Origin of the sequence: Flavobacterium notoginsengisoli, from assembly GCF_042686225.1 — a bacterium.
GTDB lineage: Bacteria > Bacteroidota > Bacteroidia > Flavobacteriales > Flavobacteriaceae > Flavobacterium > Flavobacterium notoginsengisoli.
The window spans coordinates 79,952-100,180 of the sequence record NZ_JBHUOT010000006.1 but is presented as its reverse complement, the minus strand read 5'-3'; the positions used below and the strand labels follow the sequence as shown (position 1 = coordinate 100,180).

Here is a 20,229-nt window from a genome sequence, read left to right as displayed (position 1 = left end):
CAAAAATACGCCATAAGTTCTTTTTTATTTGCTGACAAATATCATTTTGAAAATGATTATCCAATCAATTGCGTAAACAAATCCTGATTATCATTCAAATATTGAAATTCAAAACCGTTTTGTGTCATTTTTAATTTAATTGGCATAATATCTTTTTTGTTTTTCAATTCTAAACCAACAACAACAGAACCTTTTTCGCGGCTGTTTTTCTTGGCAAACTGAAAATAGGTGATATCATCATCCGGACCTAAAATATTATTTACAAACTCTTTTAAAGCTCCGGGACGCTGTGGAAACTGAATCATAAAATAGTGCATTAAACCCTCATACAATAAAGAACGCTCTTTAATTTCGGCAGTTCTTTCTATATCATTATTACTTCCGCTGACAATGCAAACTACATTTTTACCTTTAATTTTATCTTTGTAAAAATCCAAAGCAGCAATCGTTAAAGCTCCTGCTGGTTCTACAACCATAGCTTCTTCGTTGTATAAACGTAAAATTGTGGTACAAACTTTTCCCTCGGGAACCAGTATAATGTCTTCGAGATTATAGCGACAGATTTCAAAAGTTTTATCACCGACTTGTTTTACAGCCGCGCCGTCCACAAATTTATCAATCGTTTTTAAAACCGTATTTTTATTTTCTTCGATTGAAGTTTTCATCGAAGGAGCACCTTTTGGTTCTACACCAATGATTTTAGTATTCGGACTTAAATGTCTGAAAACTTCAGACAAACCAGAAGCGAGTCCGCCGCCACCAATTGGAACAAAAACATAATCGATTGGTTCTTTACAGCTTTCCAGTATTTCTAATCCAACAGTTCCTTGTCCGGCAATTACTTTTTCATCATCAAAAGGATGAATAAAAGTTTTGTGGTTTTTGATCGCGTCTGCGGTTGCCGAAGCATAAGCGTCATCAAAAGTATCTCCGGTTAAAACAATTTCAACAAACTTTTTTCCGAACAACTGTACTTGTTTTACTTTTTGTTTTGGAGTAGTTTTAGGCATGTAGATTTTGCCCTGAATATTTAAAAGATTACAGGAATAAGCAACTCCCTGAGCATGATTTCCCGCACTGGCACAGACAATCCCGTTTGCTTTTTCTTTTTCGTTTAACGAAGAAATCTTATTGTAAGCACCTCTGATTTTATACGAACGAACAATCTGTAAATCTTCTCTCTTTAATAAAATAGTCGATTTAAATTCGTCTGAAAGATTCAAATTTTGGGTTAAAGGTGTTGCCGCAACTACATCTTCAAGCTGCTTTTTTGCATTAAGTACTTCGTTAAATAAACTCATGATTGTTTTGTTTTTTGCCACGAATTACACGAATTTCCGCTAATTTTTATTTAGAAGTGGCACAAAAGTAATTCGTGCTAATTTGTGTAATTTGTGGCTATTTAAAATCTTTTTAAAAATAAAAAACCTCCCAATGTGGGAGGTTCTTATAAATTATATTTTACAAACTTATATAACACCTCGCCATTACTGCTGAATTGCAATAATGCTAATAATAGCGATAATAATGTTGTTAAAGTTTTTCATTTTTTTAGCTGATTGAACAGCAAAAGTAAATAATTATTTTTTTACAGGCGGATATTGAGCTAAAATTTTATTTACAAACTCACCTATTTTCTGATCTTTTTTATCAATGTTTCTGGTCAAAGTTCCCTGACCTTCACCTTGCCATATCATTTCTTTCTTTTTAGCATCAATCAAATCAATGTATAAAGTGCCTTCTGTAGAAGTAGAAACAGTAGTCTGGTTTCCTCCATACATCATCCATGGATTCCAGCCCCAACCCCAGCCGTAACCCCAGCCAGCACTAAACTGATTTACATTTACCTGTTCTCTTGATTTGGTAAAAATGTTAACTAATAAATCAGGGTTTTCGCTTTTCGTAAGACCTTTGGCTTGCATTTCGGCATCGATTGCTTTAAGAATACGTCTTTTATCCAAATCAGAAATCTCTACTTTATCAATTCCTGGCTTAAAGAAAGCATAAGTCTTATAAGGCGCGAAATCGACAGTTTTGTCGTAATCAGAATATACTGTAACACTGCTGCATGAACTAAGAATCAACAGCAGAAAAATCGGAACTAATTTGAATGTTTTCATATTATTGGAAATTTAATGTTCTCTTTGTTAATTTTTTAAAGTAAACTTTCATCTACAAAATTAGGTAAAGTTACTTTAAGTAATGGCTCCACTTCCATTGCTCTTTTTATGGCAAAAACAGCACCTTCGTTTCTTGCCCAGCTTCTTCTTGAAATTCCGTTGTTAACATCCCAGAAAAGCATTGAAGCTAAGCGTTTTGAAGCCTCTGTAGAACCATCAAGAACCATACCAAATCCACCGTTAATAACCTCTCCCCAGCCAACGCCACCACCATTGTGAATAGAAACCCAGGTTGCTCCTCTAAAGCTGTCTCCAATTACGTTATGAATGGCCATATCTGCTGTAAAACGAGAGCCATCATAGATGTTTGATGTTTCTCTGTATGGTGAATCGGTTCCGGAAACGTCATGATGGTCACGTCCCAAAACTACTGCGCCGATTTCTCCTTTTGCAATCGCCTGATTAAATGCTTCAGCAATTTTAATTCTACCTTCGGCATCGGCATACAAAATTCGGGCTTGTGAACCTACGACTAGTTTGTTTTCCTGCGCGCCTTTAATCCATTTGATGTTATCCTGCATTTGCTGCTGAATTTCATTTGGAGCAGTTTCAGCCATTTTTTCTAGAACTTCGCTGGCAATGGCATCTGTTTTTAATAAGTCTTCAGGCTTTCCGGAAGTACAGACCCATCTGAAAGGACCAAATCCATAATCGAAGCACATTGGCCCCATAATATCCTGAACATAACTTGGATATTTGAAATCGATATTATTTGCTGCCATTACATCAGCACCTGCACGAGAAGCTTCTAATAAAAAGGCATTTCCGTAATCAAAAAAGTAAGTTCCTTTGGCAGTATGTTTATTAATTGCAGCCGCATGACGGCGTAATGTTTCCTGAACTTTTTCTTTGAATAATTCCGGATTATTTGCCATCAAATCGTTTGCTTCTTCAAACGAAATTCCAACCGGATAATAACCGCCAGCCCAAGGATTATGAAGGGATGTCTGATCTGAACCTAAATCAATTTTAATATTTTCCTGATCAAAACGTTCCCATACATCGACAACATTTCCTAAATAGGCTATGGAAACCGTTTCTTTATTGGCTTTCGCCAAAGCTACTCTGGCAACCAATTCATCAGTCGAAGTTACCACTTCATTAATCCAGCCTTGCTCGTGACGAATTTTAGTGATTTTCGGATTTACCTCAGCACAGACTGTAATACATCCTGCAATGTTTCCTGCTTTTGGTTGAGCGCCGGACATTCCTCCAAGTCCGGAAGTTACGAATAAGCTTCCTTCAGGGTTTTGTTTTATTTTTCTAAAACCGTTTAAAACTGTAATGGTTGTTCCATGTACAATTCCCTGCGGGCCAATATACATATAACTTCCCGCTGTCATTTGTCCGTATTGCGAAACTCCTAAAGCGTTCATTTTTTCCCAATCATCAGGTTTAGAATAATTCGGGATTACCATTCCGTTTGTTACTACAACTCTAGGTGCTTCTTTATGTGAAGGGAATAATCCCATTGGATGACCTGAATACATGGTTAAAGTCTGCTCATCTGTCATTTCAGACAAATATTGCATAGTCAATAGATATTGTGCCCAGTTCTGAAAAACCGCTCCGTTTCCTCCATAAGTAATCAATTCATGAGGATGTTGTGCCACAGCATAATCCAGATTGTTTTGAATCATGTGCATGATTGCTTTTGCCTGCAGTGATTTTCCCGGATATTCATCAATTGGTCTTGCGTACATTCTATAATCCGGACGAAGACGATACATATAAATACGTCCGTATGTTTCTAATTCTTCTGAAAATTCAGGAATTAATTCGGCATGATGTTTTGAATCAAAATAACGTAAGGCATTTTTAAGAGCCAGCTTTTTCTCTTCTGCCGAAAGTATTTCTTTTCGTTTCGGAGCGTGGTTGATCGCTGGATCGTAATCCTTTTTTTGAGGTAATATATTTGGAATTCCTTGTTGTATTTGTTCTTGAAAGGTCATTTTTTTAGAGATGCTAAGTTGCTAAGATATTTTAGTTAGATTAACAACAGATTAATTTTTTGCTTTTTTAATTATGTCGCTCCGCTGGAGCTTAAATGTGGTAAACGGTTGAATTATTTCTATAAATATTTCGCTCCTCAAGGAGCTTTAATATAAAAATCCCAAATCTAAAGCCTTGAAAAGGCGTAATATTTATAGAAAACAATAATTACCCGACACAAAAGCTCCAGCGGAGTGAAACATTAGTCGATGTTATTGGAATTTGGAATTTATTTAGAACCACATTTTCTAAAAAAAAACTAAGGATAACGGATATCCGACCTGTGATACGATTTGTAAATCGTAATCTTAAACTTCCTTGAGCGAACATCCATATATGATATTTTAGATTAAAGATTGTTGATTTTAGATTTTTAGAATTATCTAATTGACTAATTATCTCTATTTTCTAATTAAATATAAACCTCTTCATTAACACAAAACGGCATTTTTTTACCTTCAATAACAGCAATTACATTTTGTGCTGCACAAACGGCCATTCCGTTTCTGGCTTCGTATGTTGCTGAACCGATATGCGGTAAAACGCAGCAATTTGGAAGTGACAATAACGGATTATCTTGTTTCATTGGTTCCGGATTGGTAACATCAAGTCCCGCGCCCCAAATTATATTATTTGTTAAAGCTTCAAATAAGTCAGTTTCATTATGAAATTTTCCTCGTGCTGTGTTGATGAAAATCGAATTCGATTTCATTTTAGCAAAAGTGTTTTTATTGAAGAGTTCGTTATTTTCTGCCGTGTAATTAGCATGAACACTTAAAACGTCACTTTCAGCAAGTAGCGTTTCAAAATCTACGAATTTTGCATCCAATTCTTTTTCTGTATCTTCTTTACGAGAGCGATTGTGGTAAATAATATTCATTCCGAAAGCAGCTTTACACTTTTGCGCCATTTCAAAACCAATTCTTCCTAAACCGAATATTCCTAAAGTTTTGCCATAAAGTTCCTGTCCTAAATTGGCCAACGGATCAAAACTTCCCCAATCGTTATTTAAAATTCTTTTATGATTGAAAAATGATTTTCTGGCAACGCTTTGCATCAATAAAAAAGCAACATCGGAAGTTGCTCTGCTTAAAACATCAGGCGTATTTCCAACAGGAATTTTTCTGCTGTTTGCCGATGGAATATGAACAGAATCAAACCCGACAGAAAATAAAGCGATACCTTTTAAATTGGGACATTGCTGAAAAAAATCTTCGTCTAAATTATTCGTTCCAACATTTAAAAGAACATCATTTTTCTGGCAGATTGCTATAAATTCCTTCCTTGATAATATATTTTCTGTTGGATTTATGGTCAAATTAAGTCCCTTTTCTTTAAGTAGTAAAAGACCTGCTTCCGGTATATTTTTATTGATAAAAACGTTCATTTTGTGGTATTCTGGTTTTTATGAAGATTTATTTATTCTTCCTGTTTTTTTATCATATCCATAAGGACAATGTCGGCAGCCACTTTTGCAGCAATAGCCTCTTTTTAAATGATGTTTTTCAGTAAAGCATTTATAACCTTCGGGTGTAAAGTAAAAATCTTCTCCTTCGATTAATTTATTTTCATTACTTTGCTCTTTCATAAATCTGTTTCGCGTTCTATTTGATAAACTTTAAAATCAAAAATATAAATAATTGATTGTGTTTTTATCGAAATTGAACAATTTTATAGCTACAAATTTATAAATTTTACAGCCAATGTTTCTGATTGTTGCCAAATATTTAATTCCGAAAGGATATCGAGGAATGGCTGTATTTCCGTTTGTTTTGGTAAAATATGATTTTGATAAAGCCAATAGAGTTTTTGTCAATCATGAAAAAATCCATTTAAGACAGCAATTAGAGCTTTTAGTGATTCCGTTTTTTGTTTGGTATTTTTTAGAATATCTAATTCGTTTGATTCAATATAAAAACGGCGCATTGGCGTATCGAAACATTAGTTTTGAAAGAGAAGCTTACACAAAAGAAGCTGACCTGAATTATCTGAAAAACAGATCTTTTTTCCAGTTTCTATATTACATAAAGAGCAATAAACGTTAGTCTTTAAACTTTAAAAATAGTAAAATATGAATTGTCACTTTTGACTTTCGACTTTTGACTTTCAACTTTAAAAAATGAATCCAGTTTTCAATCAAAACATAAATATTCAGTTTCCAAATGCTATTTCTATAACTATAAAGCGTGAAGATTTAATTCATCCTTTTGTTTCAGGAAATAAATTCAGAAAACTTAAATACAATTTACTTCAGGCAAAAGCCGAAAATAAAAACACTTTACTGACTTTTGGCGGTGCATTTTCCAATCATATTGCTGCTGTTGCTTATGCTGGAAAAGAGAATGGATTTAAGACAATTGGGATCATTCGCGGAGACGAACTTTTAGATAAAATTGAAGAAAACCCTACTTTGAAATTTGCTCAGGAAAACGGAATGCAATTTGAATTTGTTTCAAGAGAAGAGTATCGACTAAAAGGGGAAGCATCTTTTATAGAAAATCTCAAAAATAAGTTTGGAGATTTTTATTTGGTTCCAGAAGGCGGTACAAACGAACTCGCGATAAGAGGTTGCGAAGAGATTTTAACCGATGAAGATCCAGCTTTTAATTATGTTTGCTGCGCGGTTGGAACCGGCGGAACCATTTCAGGATTAATTAATAGTGCATTGCCAAATCAGAAGATTTTAGGTTTTCCGGCGTTAAAAGGTGACTTTTTAACCGATGAAATTCGTATTTTTGCCAAAAAAGATAACTGGAATTTAATTTCTGACTATCATTTTGGAGGTTATGGCAAGATAAATTTGGAATTAATCGAATTTATTAATTCATTTTTTGAAGAAACAAAAGTGCCATTAGATCCAATTTATACAGGAAAGATGGTTTTTGGCGTTATAGATTTAATCAGCAAAAATTATTTTCCTGCTCATTCAAAAATTTTACTCATTCACACTGGCGGATTGCAGGGAATTGAGGGAATGAATATAAAGTTGAAGCAGAAGAAATTACCAATACTCAAAACCAATGATTAAAAAAATTGTATTACTTCTCGTAATATTAGCTTTAGCAAGTTGCTCATCCAGTAAACCTGCCATCGCGACGACTAAAAAAGCGGCAGCAGTTCAAACCCGAACAGCAGCAGCAAAGAGAACTACTCCCGTTAAACCAATAGGTAAAAATTACCCTTCTACAAATAATACAACTGAGGTTATTCAGTCTACTTCAAAAACAGTTGTAACCAGCGATTTGATTAATAATTATGTTTTGCAATACAAAGACATTGCAATGGGAAACATGAAAACATATGGAATTCCGGCGAGTATTATTTTGGCACAGGGAATTTTGGAATCCGGTGCAGGAAGAGGAGATTTAGCTGTAGATGCTAATAACCATTTTGGAATAAAATGTCATAATGATTGGCTGGGTGAAAGTGTTCGCCATGATGATGACTCGGCTCAGGAATGTTTTAGGAAATATCCTCAGGCATCAGAATCGTATAGAGATCACGCTTTATTTTTGGTTGGAAAAAAACGGTATGCTACCTTATTCACTTACGAAAAAGACGATTATAAAGCCTGGGCAAAAGGTTTAAGAGCAGCAGGTTACGCAACAGATCCGAAATATCCGGATAAATTGATCAGCTATATTGAAAGATATAATCTGCATCAATATGATTGTCAGGTTACAGGAAGAAACTATGTACCGATAAATACTTCGACTCCACCAAAAAAATCATCTTATGATGTTGCTTCTGATCCAAAGATCAATATGAATCAATACGATCCGAATTTGTATGAAGTTCAAAAAGGGGATACTTTATATTCTATTTCAAAAAAATTCAATTTATTGGTTGAAGATTTAAAGAGAAAAAATAATCTGACGGATAATGCGATTTCTATTGGACAAAGGTTGAAAGTGAAATAATTATCAATTGATAATTGACAATTATCAATTATCAAGAAATCTAAAATAAAAAATGTTATACAAAAGAAGTAGTCAGCTTTTTGCTGAAGCAGAAAAAGTAATTCCGGGAGGAGTAAATTCACCAGTAAGAGCGTTTAAAGCAGTTGGCGGAACTCCGATTTTTGTAAAAAGTGCCAAAGGTGCTTATTTATATGATGAAGACGGAAATAAATTAATAGATTACATCAATTCCTGGGGACCAATGGTTTTAGGTCATGCTTATCAGCCAGTTGTTGATGCTGTTATTGAAAAAGCAAAACTAGGAACTTCATTTGGAATGCCAACAGAACTGGAAACAGAAATCGCAGCTTTGGCTGTTTCAATGGTTCCTAATATTGACAAAATACGTTTTGTAAATTCAGGTACAGAAGCTTGTATGAGCGCTATTCGTTTGGCAAGAGGATTTACAAAAAGAGATAAAATCATCAAATTTGCAGGTTGTTACCACGGACATTCTGATTCATTTTTGATTCAGGCCGGAAGTGGAGCTGTAACTTTTGGTTCGCCAAATAGTCCAGGTGTTACAGCAGGAACTGCAAAAGATACTTTATTAGCAAAATACAATGATTTAGAAAATGTAAAAACATTGGTTGAAGCGAATAAAGGAGAAATTGCAGCGATTATTATCGAAGCAGTTGCTGGAAATATGGGGTGTATTCCGCCTCAAAAAGGTTTCTTAGAAGGCTTAAGAGAACTGTGTAGTGCGAACGGAATCTTATTGATTTTTGATGAGGTTATGACAGGTTTCCGTTTAGCACGTGGAGGAGTTCAGGAATTATATGGAATCGATGCCGATATCGTGACTTTCGGAAAAGTTATCGGTGGAGGATTGCCAGTTGGAGCTTTTGCTGCACGCGAAGAAATCATGAATTATTTAGCCCCTCTTGGACCAGTTTATCAGGCAGGAACATTATCTGGAAATCCGTTAGCAATGGCTGCGGGATTGGCAATGTTAAAAGCCTTAGATAGTGACCGTGAAATTTTTACTCGTCTGGAAGAAAAAACAGCTTATTTAGAAGCAGGAATTGACAGGGTATTAAAAGCGAATAATGTTACTTTCACAATCAATAGAGTAGGCTCGATGATTTCTGTTCATTTTGATGCAGATCCGGTAACAGATTTTCAAACAGCTGCAAAAGGAGATAATGAAAAGTTCAAGAAATTCTTCCACGGATTATTGCAGGAAGGTGTTTATATCGCACCATCTGCATACGAAACATGGTTTATTACAGATGCATTAACGTATGAAGATTTAGATTTTACAATTAATGCAATTGATAAAGTTTCGAAGGCATTTTAATTCATAGAAAAAAATCTGAAAAGGCTCATTTTTTACTAAAAGTGAGCCTTTTTTATGTCTGATTTTTTTAGTTAATAAAAAGTTAATACAAGTAAGCTTTGTTGTGTGATTGTAAGTAAAATTTATTTTTGTTTGTCAAATAACTAACTAAACCAACATTAAATGAAGAAATTTTTCATTTTATCTGTAATAGCAACTTTCTCGCTATTTCCTTTCAAATCATTTGCCCAGAGTAAGAAGAAAAAAGATCAAAAAGAAATTCCGGCTCCTCCTCAGGAAAAGAAACCAGAATCTTCTATTAAGGACTACAATAAAGTAATTACCAAAGAAGCTATTTCAGACGAAGGGCTTTTTACAGTTCATAAAGTCGATAAAAAATATTATTTCGAAATTCCGAATAAATATTTAAACAAAGACATGCTTTTGGTAAGCAGACTGGCAAAACTTCCATCAAATTTGGGAGGAGGTTATGTAAATGCTGGTTCTGAAACCAACGAACAATTAATTGTCTGGCAGCGTTTTCAGGATAAAATCTTAATCAAATCAAAATCGTATAATTCGGTTGCTAACGATACTTTGCCAATTAGTATTTCGGTTAAGGCCAATAATTATGAACCGACTTTATATGCTTTTGATATTGTGGCTTTCAGTAAAGATTCGGCAAATACGGTTATTGATGTCACTAAATTTTACAGTACAGATGTAAAAGCAATCAGTGGTATTTCTGCAGAAATGCGTGAAACTTATAAAGTAAGAGGATTAGATGATTCAAGAAGTTTTATTACTGCAATGAAAAGTTTTCCGCTTAATATCGAAGTAATTCAGGATATGACCTATAATGCTTCAAAACCTTCCATGTTAGAAGAATCAGAATCGATTAGTATACAAATGAATCAGTCGATGATTTTACTTCCTGAAGTTCCAATGAAACCAAGATTAGCAGATCCAAGAGTAGGATGGTTCACGGTGAGTCAATATGATTATGGAAGCAACGAATTAAAATCTGACTTGAAAACATATATTACGCGCTGGAGATTAGAACCAAAAGATCCAGAAGCTTATAATAGGGGAGAATTGGTGGAACCAATAAAACCAATTGTTTATTATCTGGATCCGGCAACTCCTGAAAAACTAAAAAAATATATTAAACAAGGAATTGAAGAATGGCAGAAACCTTTTGAAACAGCAGGATTTAAAAATGCTATTATTGCGAAAGATGCGCCAACAAAAGAAGAAGATCCTGATTTCAGTCCCGAAGATGTTCGTTATTCAGTTATTCGCTATGTAGCAAGTACGACCCGAAATGCCGTTGGTCCAAGTGTTTCAGATCCAAGAACAGGAGAAATTATAGAAAGTGATGTAATTTGGTATCACAATCATTTACGATCTTACAGAAACAGATATTTATTAGAAACCGGAGCAGCAAATCCGTCAGCGAGAACATTGCAGACAAGCGATGAAGAAATGGGAGAAATGATGCGAATGGTAATTGCTCATGAAGTAGGACATGCTTTAGGTTTTCCACATAATATGGGAGCGAGCTGCGCTTATGATGTTGAAAGTTATAGAAACGGAGATTTTACACAGCAAAACGGAATCTCTGCCAGTATAATGGATTATGCCCGTTTCAACTATATTGCACAACCGGAAGATAAAAATATCCGCTTTATTCGTAAAATGGGAGCTTACGACCATTATGCTTTAAATTGGGGATACAGAGTAATTCCGACAGCAAAATCACCCGAAGCAGAAGTTCCGACTTTAGATAAATGGATTTTGGAAAAAGCAGGAAATCCAATTTATAAATTTGGAAAACAAGGTAGTGCTTTTGATCCAAGTTCTCAAACAGAAGACATTGGAAATAATTCGATGAAAGCAAGTTCTTATGGACTTAAAAATTTAGAATATGTTGCAAATCATTTGAGTGAATGGACGAGTACAACGACCAACAATTATGAGGATTTAGATGAATTATACAAAGAGTTATTAGATTGCTGGAGCCGTTATGTTGGACATGTAGTAACAAATGTTGGAGGGATTTATGAAAATACCAAAAAACCAAATCAGAAAGGAAGTGTCTATGAAGTGGTTCCAAAAGCGAAACAAATTGAAGCAATGAACTGGCTTCAGAAAAATGCTTTTGAATCTCCAACCTGGATTGTCAATACCAAAACTTTGCAGAATACCGAATTTGCCGGTTATACAGAAAAGTTTAGAAACCTTCAAGTACGTCAACTGAATAATTTAATGACTTTAGGAAGAGTAGGAAGATTGATGGATAATGAAATTTTGAGCGGAGATAATTACAAAGCTTTAGATTTTTTCAAAGATATTAGAAAAGGAATCTGGAAAGAATCAGCTGCGGGTGCTAATGTAACAGTTTACAGAAGAAATTTACAACGTGCCTATATTGACAGAATGGGCTATTTAATGACAGAAGAAATTAAACCGAATGACAAATCATTTGTTTATTATAATACCGGACAATCTGATTTAAGGGCTTTGGTACGCGGAGAATTAAGTACATTGAGAAAATCGCTTGTTGCAGCAAAAGCTACAGCGGTAAATACAGAAACCAAATATCATTATGAAGATTGTATGAAAAGAATAGATTTGATATTGAATCCGATAAAGTAATAAAAACAAAAAAGAGGCTTTTTAGCCTCTTTTTTTATGCGAAAAATTAGATTTTATCTTCTCTGCGCTCTTTCATTTTATCCTTCATTTTGTCTTTTTTCTGTTCTTGTAAAGTTTTCCATTTTGTGTATTGGTCGGCTTTTAAGATCGATTTCATTTTAGCATCATTTGCAGCAACTTCATCTTCCATTTGTTTTTTGAAAGCGGCTTTTTCTTCAGCAGTTGGCTTAGTGTTGCTGTCTTTTTTTTCTTTTCTGGCTTCTCTGAATTTTTCAGCTTTAGCACTTCTGTCTGCTAAAAGTTGTTTAACCTGCGCTTGTTGACTGGCATCTAAATTTAGTTCTGTAGTCAGCTTTTGAAGTTGCTTTTCATTACGCTGTTCAGGAGTCATTCTTTCTCTTGGTTCGCGAGATGGATTTTGGTCTGCGTCTTGTGCAAAACTAGCTATTCCAACAAATAGCATAGCTGCGATAAATAATTTTTTCATATCTAAGTTTTTTTTATTGTTTATGATTAGACTTTATCAAATTCAATAGGTTTAAAGAGATATTTAGATTTATAATTTATTTAACAGATTGAAAAGTAGCAGATTAATTAGTTTGTTTTCTGTGAATTGAAGATATTTTCTTATTTTTAAGGTATTAACAAGTTTAAAACTGAGAATTTAATCTGAGCATTCATGAATAAAATAGCCTTCTTTTCGACACAGCCTTACGATAAAACATTCTTTAATAAATACAATGCGGACTTTGGTTTTGAATTGGATTTCTTCGAAACACAGCTGAATCCTCAGACAGTAATCTTAATTGAGAATGCAGAGATTACATGTGTTTTTGTAAATGATATTGTGAATGAAACTGTAATTAAACAATTAGCAGAAAAGAAAGTAAAAATTATAGCCTTACGTTGCGCAGGATTTAATAATGTCGATTTAGAAGCGGCTAAAAAATACAATATAAAAGTGTGTCGTGTTCCGGCTTATTCGCCACAAGCAGTTGCAGAACATGCAATGGCGATGATTTTGACTTTAAATAGAAAAACCCATAAAGCGTATAACAGAGTTCGTGAGCAAAATTTTTCCTTAAACGGATTATTAGGTTTTGACTTATTCGGAAAAACAATCGGAATTATTGGAACGGGAAATATCGGAAAAGCATTTTCTAAAATAGCTTTAGGTTTTGGTTGTAAAGTCCTGGCTTATGATATTATGGAAAGCGAAGAAATGAAAAAGGATGGCGTTTCTTTTGTTGGTTTAGAAGAGATTTTTAAATCAAGTGATATAATTTCACTGCATTGTCCGCTGAACGATCAGACGAAACATATAATCAATAAAACTTCGCTTTCTTTTATGAAGGAAAGCGTTATGATTATTAATACAAGCCGTGGCGGATTAATCGAAACTTCATCAGTTATTGAAGGCTTGAAAGAAGGAAAAATCGGTTATTTAGGAATTGATGTTTACGAACAGGAAGAAAAACTGTTCTTTAGAGATTTATCGGCAGATATCATTCAGGATGATGCGATCCAGCGTTTAATGAGTTTCCCGAATGTTTTGGTAACCGCACATCAGGCGTTTTTTACAAATGAAGCTTTGACACAAATTGCCTTAGTGACTTTTAATAATATAAAGTCATTATTGACTAAGAACGATATTGAAAATAAAGCCGCTTTATTAGTATAAAAAGTACTGTAGTTAAGCCCGACAGGTTTTTAAAACCTGTCGGGTTTAGAAAATTTAATTTAAAACATTGAATTATGAAAAATAAAATTCTAATTCTAGTCGGAATCTTGGCATTATATTCTTGTCAAGATAAAAAGGAATCAAAAAATATTGTCAAAACGATTGTTCAGGATACCTTATCTAAAACAATTGGAGGAACAGCAGATTTAAGCGATGCGCCACCGCGCGATGATAATGCAGTGGAGTTAATTAGGAAACAATTAAATGTTTTACTAAAAAAGGATCTTCGAGCCTTAACAAAAGGCGATCGTTACTTTTATTACGAAGAATTTGATTTAAATAACGACAAGAAAAACGAATATTTTGTTGGTTTCTCTAACTCGTATTTCTGCGGAAGCGGAGGCTGTTCGGGTTATATTTTAAATAACGACGGAAGTGTAATCAACAAGTTTACAGTAACCGATTTTCCAATTCTAGTAACAACTTCATCAACTGAAAAATTTTACGATTTAATCTTTGAAAGCGGAGGAAAATTCCATCTTTTAAAAATGAAAGGCGGAAAATATCCTTCAAACCCATCCGTTCAGGAAGTTGTAAAAGGAAATGTTCCAAAAGAAAGCACGAAGGTTTTGGATATCCAAGGCAAGAAAATGGAAAAGAATTCTTTTTAAATTGTGATTTAGGATAAAAAAAAAGAAACCCGACAGGTTTTTAAAACCTGTTGGGTTTGATATGATTACTTTTTTAGAATTTTAGAAAGTACTTTAGGATTTCTTCTATTATCCCAAAATGCTATAACAATTAATTCTTTTGAATTTGATTTATAAAATATAGTATAATGTCCTAATGTTGATGTTCTGATGTCTGGAAAACAGGTTTTAACGTAAATTTCAGGATTATCAACTAAAAATTTAATTCTTTGCGCTATTTCCGAAACTAATTTTCTTGAATAAGTTTTTGATTTGTTTCTTTTATTCCAATAATTTAATATTTTTCTTCTTTGATTAACAGCAGTATTAGTCCAAATTATTCTGACAGCCATTCTAGATCTTCCTTATCTAAATCTTCTTGAGAAATAACTCTTCCATATTTTATATCTTCTTCACTTTCTCTCAGCATATCCAATTCATATTGTTCAAATTGATAAACATCTGAAGGATCTGCATTTTTTAGAAGATTTCGGATTTTCTCCAACAGACTAACATCTTCAATATTTTTTAGTTTATCAAATATTTCTAATTTTATTTCTAAAGTGCTCATAATAATGCATTTTAATTAATCAAAGTTATGTAAATAAAATCAAAAACCCGATAAGCTGTAAACCTATCGGGTTGTATTTATAATAAAATAAGACAAAAATTACCCCGCCAATTCCACAAATTTAAACTCGCCGTCAACAACAACTTTAGTCAAACCGTGTTTAGATAAGTTTTTCATAGAAGCATCCCATTTTTTACCGCTTAAGTTAGCAGAAACTTTCAGTTGAGATAAATCCATTTTATTTTCGTTTCCTTTCAATAAAGTAATGATAACTTTTTCTTCTTCCGTCAATTCAATCTGAGCTTGTTTTTTCTCCGGACGCATTTGCGGGAACAATAAAACTTCCTGAATAGAAGCATTGTTCGTTAAATACATAATCAAACGATCCATTCCAATTCCCATTCCGGAAGTTGGAGGCATACCGTATTCAAGAGCTCTTAAGAAATCTTCGTCAATAATTCCGTTTGCTTCATCATCACCTTTTGCCGCCAAACGCATTTGATCCTCAAAACGCTCTCTTTGATCAATTGGGTCATTCAATTCAGAATAAGCATTTGCGATTTCTTTACCGCAAACCATTAATTCAAAACGCTCAGTTAAGTCTGGATTGTCACGGTGCTCTTTACAAAGCGGCGACATTTCTTTTGGATAATCAGTAATAAAAGTTGGCTGAATATAATTTCCTTCACATTTTGCTCCAAAAATCTCATCAATCAATTTTCCTTTACCCATTGTTTCGTCAACCTCGATTCCCATTCCGCGAGCAGCTTCAAACAATTCTTGTTCTGTTTTTCCAGAAATATCAAAACCAGTAAAATGTTTGATAGAATCTGTCATTGTAACACGTGCATAAGGCGCTTTAAAGTTAATTTTGTGCTCGCCAAAAGTAACTTCGCTAGTTCCGTTAACTGCAATTGCACAATGCTCTAATAAACCTTCTGCAAATTCCATCATCCAGTTGTAGTCTTTGTAGGCTACATATATTTCCATTGCAGTAAATTCAGGATTATGCGTTCTGTCCATACCTTCGTTACGGAAGTTTCTGGAGAACTCATAAACACCTTCAAATCCACCAACAATTAATCTTTTCAAATACAACTCATTCGCAATACGCATGTAAAGCGGAATATCAAGCGAGTTATGGTGCGTAATAAAAGGTCTTGCCGAAGCTCCACCCGGAATGGATTGTAAAACCGGAGTATCCACTTCAAGGTATCCTGCATCATTAAAATAACCACGCATTGCAGAAAACAACTTAGTACGTTTGATAAAAGTTTCTTTAACCTGCGGATTAACAGTTAAATCTACATAACGCATTCTGTAGCGTAATTCAGCATCTTTAAAAGCATCGTGTACATTTCCATCTGTATCAACTCTCGGTAAGGGAAGCGGACGTAATGTTTTACTCAAGAAAGTAAAACCAGTTACACGAACGCATTGCGCACCAACCTGAGTCGTAAACAATTCACCTTCAATACCAATAAAATCCCCTAAATCGGTTAATTTTTTAAATACCTGGTTGTATAAAGTTTTATCGTCACCTTCACATAAAACATCACGATTCACGTACAATTGAATACGTCCTTCGCTGTCCTGTAACTCAGCAAAACAAGCTTTACCCTGATCACGAACACTCATCAAACGTCCCGCAACGATAACCTTCTTACCTTCCTCAAAAGTTTCCTTTATCTGCTTCGAAGTATGATTTACAGGAAAAAGATTAGCTGGATAAGGATTGATTCCCAGATTGCGTAAATTTTGAAGTTTTTCTCTTCTGATGATTTCTTGTTCTGATAATGCCATTTTGTGCTATTTTTTTAAGTGTGCAAAGATAAAGAAAAGAATGTAGATTTTAGAATGCAGTTTTTAGATTTTTTGAAGCATCAAATTATTGGGTTTCAATCACCTTTAGTCCCGCTATCCGCTTGTATCTTTTTCTTGCTAAAGGAGCAAGAAAAAGGATACCGCTTCTATCGGGGCTAGATAAGAGACTTTTGTTTTCAGTAGAATTTTTTGTTGTAAGAAAATTAACTGTAAAACTAGCTATCTTAGCATCTTTAAAAATCAAAACCTTTACATAAGAATGAAATACTTATTAATTGCATTACTTCTAATTTTAATGTCTAGCTGTCAAATTACAGAAACTATTACTATAAATTCTGATGGAAGTGGGAATATCGATGTTTACATTCTTCGAGATGAAAATAGCATTAGTCAATTGGGAATACAAAATTTTGATTCTGAAAAATTTAGAGACACCATTTTTAGCTTTCAAGATTATATTACAGAATATCAAGAAACTTTTGTAAGATTTAATAAGACGGATCAGAACTTGTTTAGGGAACATGCAAATGTAAAAATGCATATAAAAGAAGATCCAATTCAAATGGAAAATTTCAATAGAGTATCTGTCGATTTCAAAAAAATAGAAGAAATACCTAATGTTTATGAAAGCCTCGGATTAGCAAATTCGTTGAAAGAAAATTATCCGATACGGAGAAAAAGTTATAAAATACAATACAGTTTTGATGGCGTTATTTTTAGAAGAAGTTTACTAATAATGGATCAAGAAAAATTTGAGAAAGAAAAAAAGGAAATGGAAGAGGAAGAAAAAATATATTCTAAATATAAACTGACCCAATCTTATATTTTAAAATATCATTTTCCAAAAATGATAAAATCGGTTTCAAATCCAAAAGCCATAATCAATTCAGATAAAAAATCGTTAACATTAGAATTTAAATTGTCAGATTGTCTACGCAATCTGGAAATGACAAATCTGGAAGTAGTTTTAGAATAATCTTTAAATAGTTTTAAAAAGAAAGTATCTTCGCCTACATAACCTAAATCTATAAAAATGAAAAAAATTCTACTTTGTTTTTTTATTATTTCTTGCATTACAAGCTGTACACTTAAGGAAAAGGTCGTCATGAACGAAGACGGATCCGGAACTTTCTCGTATGGATTTGACATGTCTCCAATGTATAAGCTGGGGATGAAAAAAAGTGATTCTACAAAAATCAATAAAGTTGTAGATACCTCTTTTACCTTCAAAGAGGTATTTGACAAAATCAAAGACAGTATCTCTAAATTGCCAAATGGAGACAAAGAGAAATTGGAATTACTAGAGAAAGAAAAGGAGAAACTTAAAGTTCTGGAGAATTTTAAAGTAAGCATAAAAATTAACGAAGAAAAAAAGGAATTCGAATACAATATGGCATTTGATTTTCCTGCCGGAACAGGTTATAAATCTATTGCAACGCCTGCTGAAAGTTTAGAGGGACTAGCAGCTACAGACAAAAAGCGCTTAGGAATCTTAAGTAGTGTGCCAAAGCCGGAAGAAAAATCAACAACGACTATTTTTTATGACGGGAAGGTTTTTATTAAGAATGTTATACCTGCAAAAGACAATAAAAAAGCAAAAAAGAAAAAGTCATCAAAGGAAGAAAAAAGCGATGATCCTTTCTCAAAAAAAATGGGAGAAATGCTTAAAGAGTGTAAGTATATTGCCGAATATCAGTTTCCTAAAAAGATTAAAACGATTTCAATCAAAAATGCTGTAATAGCAGAAGACAGAAAAAGTTTTACTGTTGAAATTCCTCTGGAAAACATGGAGGAAAGTGCCGTGGATTTTGGTTTTAAAGTAGAGTTTGAACAATAGTTACAGGTTTTTAATTAAACATGTTTTTAAAAATAGTCTTCGTATCTTTGATGAAAAATTGATCTCTATGAAATTATATAAATTACTTGGTTTTTCTTTTTTAATCGCAACTTTAACAAGCTGTACTTTTACTGAAAACATTACAATCAATGAAAACGGAACAGGAAAATTTTCTGTAGATATGGATGGTTCTGCTTTGATGGAAATGGCAGGTGATCAAATTGGAAGCCAAATGGGAGCCGATGCGAAAAAAGATATCGATTCTACTTTTACTTTCAAACAACTATTTGAAGAGAAAAAAGACAGTATTGCTAAAATGACACCTGAAGCTCAGAAAGAATTAAAAAAACTGGAAAATTTTGTGGTTACCACTAAAATGAGTGCAGAGAAAAAACAGTTTTTAATGACAATGGCAACTGATTTTAAAAATGTAAACGAACTTCAGGATATTTTACAAACGGCAAGCGCGCTTCAAAAATTAGAAGGCGGAGCGACAGCAGGGCCATTAGGAAGTGGTTTAGGAAATAACAACAGTAAACTAAGTTATACTTACGACGGAAAGAAATTTACGAGAAAAGCTGTAATTGATAAACAAAAACTGGCTGAGATTAAAAAAGATTCAGCGGCAGATATGTCTAAAATGATGTTTGCTTCGTCTAATTATGTTATCAAATATAATTTCCCTAAAAAGATTAAGAAAGTCTCTAATCCAAATGCATTGTTTAGCGACGATCGAAAATCAATTACAATTCAATATTCTTTTACGGATTATATGGAGAATCCAGACAAACTTAACTTCGACGTTGAGTTTGAAAAATAATTAAAATGAACAAAAAAATCCAACTTCAGGATCTGGGTAATAAAGATTATAAATTGACCTGGGAATATCAGGAAGACCTTTTCAAAGATATAGTTGATTTAAAAATCAAAAACAGAAGAGAAGAACTTGATCTGCCAACTCCAAATTATTTATTATTTGTAGAGCATCCGCATGTTTATACCTTGGGTAAAAGCGGTGATTTTGAGAATTTATTATTAAACGAAAAACAGCTCGAAGCGAAAGGAGCTACTTTTTATAAAATTAATCGTGGAGGTGATATTACCTATCACGGACCAGGGCAAATTGTAGGTTATCCGATTTTAGATTTAGAAAATTTTTTTACAGATATTCATAAATATTTGCGTTTGCTGGAAGAATCTATGATTTTGACTTTAGCGGAATACGGTTTAGAATCAGGTAGAAGTGAAGGAGAAACAGGAGTTTGGCTTGGTGCTGGAACTCCGTTTGCCCGTAAAATATGTGCTATGGGAGTTCGCGCTTCACGTTGGGTAACCATGCACGGATTTGCTTTAAATGTAAACGTAGATTTGGGCTATTTTGACAACATTATTCCGTGCGGAATTCGTGGCAAAGGCGTAACTTCTTTAAATGTTGAACTTGGTGTAGAAAAAGTAGACGAAACAGAAGTAAAAGCTAAAATAATCAAACATTTTGCAAAGTTGTTCGAAGCAGAATTTGTTTAAAAAGAATTGCCAATAAAGATTAACCCGTTTCAGAT

20 protein-coding genes are annotated in these 20,229 nt (G+C 33.7%); 11 read left to right on the top strand and 9 right to left on the bottom strand.

The genetic code is table 11. The features are described 5' to 3' along the window. Positions 1 to 56: 56 nt before the first annotated feature. From ilvA to ACFS3A_RS14685, 5 genes are all read right to left on the bottom strand, one after another. Positions 57 to 1,301, bottom strand: a complete 1,245-nt coding sequence (gene ilvA, locus ACFS3A_RS14705; protein WP_379826338.1) for a threonine ammonia-lyase IlvA — start codon at positions 1,299 to 1,301, stop codon at positions 57 to 59. Positions 1,302 to 1,580: 279 nt separating this feature from the next. Beyond that, positions 1,581 to 2,120 carry a DUF4136 domain-containing protein gene (locus ACFS3A_RS14700; protein ID WP_379826337.1) on the bottom strand — a complete coding sequence of 180 codons (540 nt, stop codon included), beginning with the start codon at positions 2,118 to 2,120 and terminating at the stop codon, positions 1,581 to 1,583. 35 nt (positions 2,121 to 2,155) lie between these two features. Beyond that, a complete protein-coding gene (locus ACFS3A_RS14695) occupies positions 2,156 to 4,132 on the bottom strand; it encodes a urocanate hydratase (protein WP_379826336.1) in 1,977 nt (658 codons plus the stop codon). A 452-nt stretch (positions 4,133 to 4,584) separates the two neighbouring features. Then, complete coding sequence (locus ACFS3A_RS14690) at positions 4,585 to 5,559, bottom strand: 2-hydroxyacid dehydrogenase (RefSeq protein ID WP_379826335.1); 975 nt, start codon at positions 5,557 to 5,559, stop codon at positions 4,585 to 4,587. Positions 5,560 to 5,577: 18 nt separating this feature from the next. Further along, positions 5,578 to 5,760: a DUF5522 domain-containing protein gene (locus tag ACFS3A_RS14685; RefSeq protein ID WP_379826334.1), complete on the bottom strand. Its 183-nt coding sequence runs from the start codon at positions 5,758 to 5,760 to the stop codon at positions 5,578 to 5,580. A gap of 115 nt (positions 5,761 to 5,875) precedes the next feature. Between ACFS3A_RS14685 and ACFS3A_RS14680 the strand changes: the two genes are divergently transcribed. The 5 genes from ACFS3A_RS14680 (at position 5,876) to ACFS3A_RS14660 (ending at position 12,068) form a co-directional block, all read left to right on the top strand. After that, complete coding sequence (locus tag ACFS3A_RS14680) at positions 5,876 to 6,217, top strand: hypothetical protein (protein WP_379826333.1); 342 nt, start codon at positions 5,876 to 5,878, stop codon at positions 6,215 to 6,217. A 74-nt stretch (positions 6,218 to 6,291) separates the two neighbouring features. Further along, positions 6,292 to 7,200, top strand: coding sequence for a 1-aminocyclopropane-1-carboxylate deaminase/D-cysteine desulfhydrase (locus tag ACFS3A_RS14675; RefSeq protein ID WP_379826332.1), 909 nt, complete (start codon positions 6,292 to 6,294; stop codon positions 7,198 to 7,200). Continuing rightward, entirely contained in the window at positions 7,193 to 8,092 is a 900-nt protein-coding gene (locus ACFS3A_RS14670) for a glucosaminidase domain-containing protein (protein ID WP_379826331.1), read from the top strand. Before ACFS3A_RS14675 ends, ACFS3A_RS14670 begins: the two co-directional genes overlap by 8 nt. Before the next feature lie 52 nt (positions 8,093 to 8,144). Further along, a complete protein-coding gene (gene hemL / locus ACFS3A_RS14665) occupies positions 8,145 to 9,431 on the top strand; it encodes a glutamate-1-semialdehyde 2,1-aminomutase (protein ID WP_379826330.1) in 1,287 nt (428 codons plus the stop codon). A 162-nt stretch (positions 9,432 to 9,593) separates the two neighbouring features. Then, the gene (locus ACFS3A_RS14660) at positions 9,594 to 12,068 is read left to right on the top strand and encodes a zinc-dependent metalloprotease (protein ID WP_379826329.1); all 2,475 of its coding nucleotides are present in this window, start codon (positions 9,594 to 9,596) and stop codon (positions 12,066 to 12,068) included. A gap of 46 nt (positions 12,069 to 12,114) precedes the next feature. On the opposite strand, the gene ACFS3A_RS14655 is transcribed toward ACFS3A_RS14660, so the two are convergent. Beyond that, entirely contained in the window at positions 12,115 to 12,555 is a 441-nt protein-coding gene (locus ACFS3A_RS14655) for a hypothetical protein (protein ID WP_379826328.1), read from the bottom strand. Positions 12,556 to 12,747: 192 nt separating this feature from the next. On the opposite strand from ACFS3A_RS14655, the gene ACFS3A_RS14650 reads away from it, so the two are divergent. Both ACFS3A_RS14650 and ACFS3A_RS14645 read left to right on the top strand, forming a co-directional pair. Then, complete coding sequence (locus ACFS3A_RS14650; RefSeq protein ID WP_379826327.1) at positions 12,748 to 13,749, top strand: 2-hydroxyacid dehydrogenase; 1,002 nt, start codon at positions 12,748 to 12,750, stop codon at positions 13,747 to 13,749. Between the two features lie 74 nt (positions 13,750 to 13,823). After that, positions 13,824 to 14,420, top strand: coding sequence for a hypothetical protein (locus tag ACFS3A_RS14645; RefSeq protein ID WP_379826326.1), 597 nt, complete (start codon positions 13,824 to 13,826; stop codon positions 14,418 to 14,420). Positions 14,421 to 14,485: 65 nt separating this feature from the next. Here ACFS3A_RS14645 and ACFS3A_RS14640 read toward each other — a convergent pair whose 3' ends face one another. The 3 genes from ACFS3A_RS14640 to lysS form a co-directional block, all read right to left on the bottom strand. Beyond that, positions 14,486 to 14,791, bottom strand: coding sequence for a type II toxin-antitoxin system RelE/ParE family toxin (locus tag ACFS3A_RS14640; protein ID WP_379826325.1), 306 nt, complete (start codon positions 14,789 to 14,791; stop codon positions 14,486 to 14,488). Beyond that, positions 14,776 to 15,009, bottom strand: coding sequence for a hypothetical protein (locus ACFS3A_RS14635; RefSeq protein ID WP_379826324.1), 234 nt, complete (start codon positions 15,007 to 15,009; stop codon positions 14,776 to 14,778). Before ACFS3A_RS14635 ends, ACFS3A_RS14640 begins: the two co-directional genes overlap by 16 nt. 99 nt (positions 15,010 to 15,108) lie before the next feature. Beyond that, complete coding sequence (gene lysS / locus ACFS3A_RS14630) at positions 15,109 to 16,812, bottom strand: lysine--tRNA ligase (protein ID WP_379826323.1); 1,704 nt, start codon at positions 16,810 to 16,812, stop codon at positions 15,109 to 15,111. 280 nt (positions 16,813 to 17,092) lie between these two features. Here lysS and ACFS3A_RS14625 point away from each other — a divergent pair, with 280 nt between their 5' ends. From ACFS3A_RS14625 to lipB, 4 genes are all read left to right on the top strand, one after another. Next, entirely contained in the window at positions 17,093 to 17,809 is a 717-nt protein-coding gene (locus tag ACFS3A_RS14625) for a hypothetical protein (RefSeq protein WP_379826322.1), read from the top strand. 57 nt (positions 17,810 to 17,866) lie between these two features. After that, positions 17,867 to 18,670 (top strand): hypothetical protein, encoded by an 804-nt coding sequence (locus ACFS3A_RS14620; protein ID WP_379826321.1) that lies wholly within the window; start codon positions 17,867 to 17,869, stop codon positions 18,668 to 18,670. 67 nt (positions 18,671 to 18,737) lie between these two features. Beyond that, a complete protein-coding gene (locus tag ACFS3A_RS14615) occupies positions 18,738 to 19,490 on the top strand; it encodes a hypothetical protein (protein ID WP_379826320.1) in 753 nt (250 codons plus the stop codon). A 5-nt stretch (positions 19,491 to 19,495) separates the two neighbouring features. Further along, positions 19,496 to 20,194 carry a lipoyl(octanoyl) transferase LipB gene (lipB, locus tag ACFS3A_RS14610; RefSeq protein ID WP_379826319.1) on the top strand — a complete coding sequence of 233 codons (699 nt, stop codon included), beginning with the start codon at positions 19,496 to 19,498 and terminating at the stop codon, positions 20,192 to 20,194. The last annotated feature ends 35 nt before the right edge of the window (positions 20,195 to 20,229 follow it).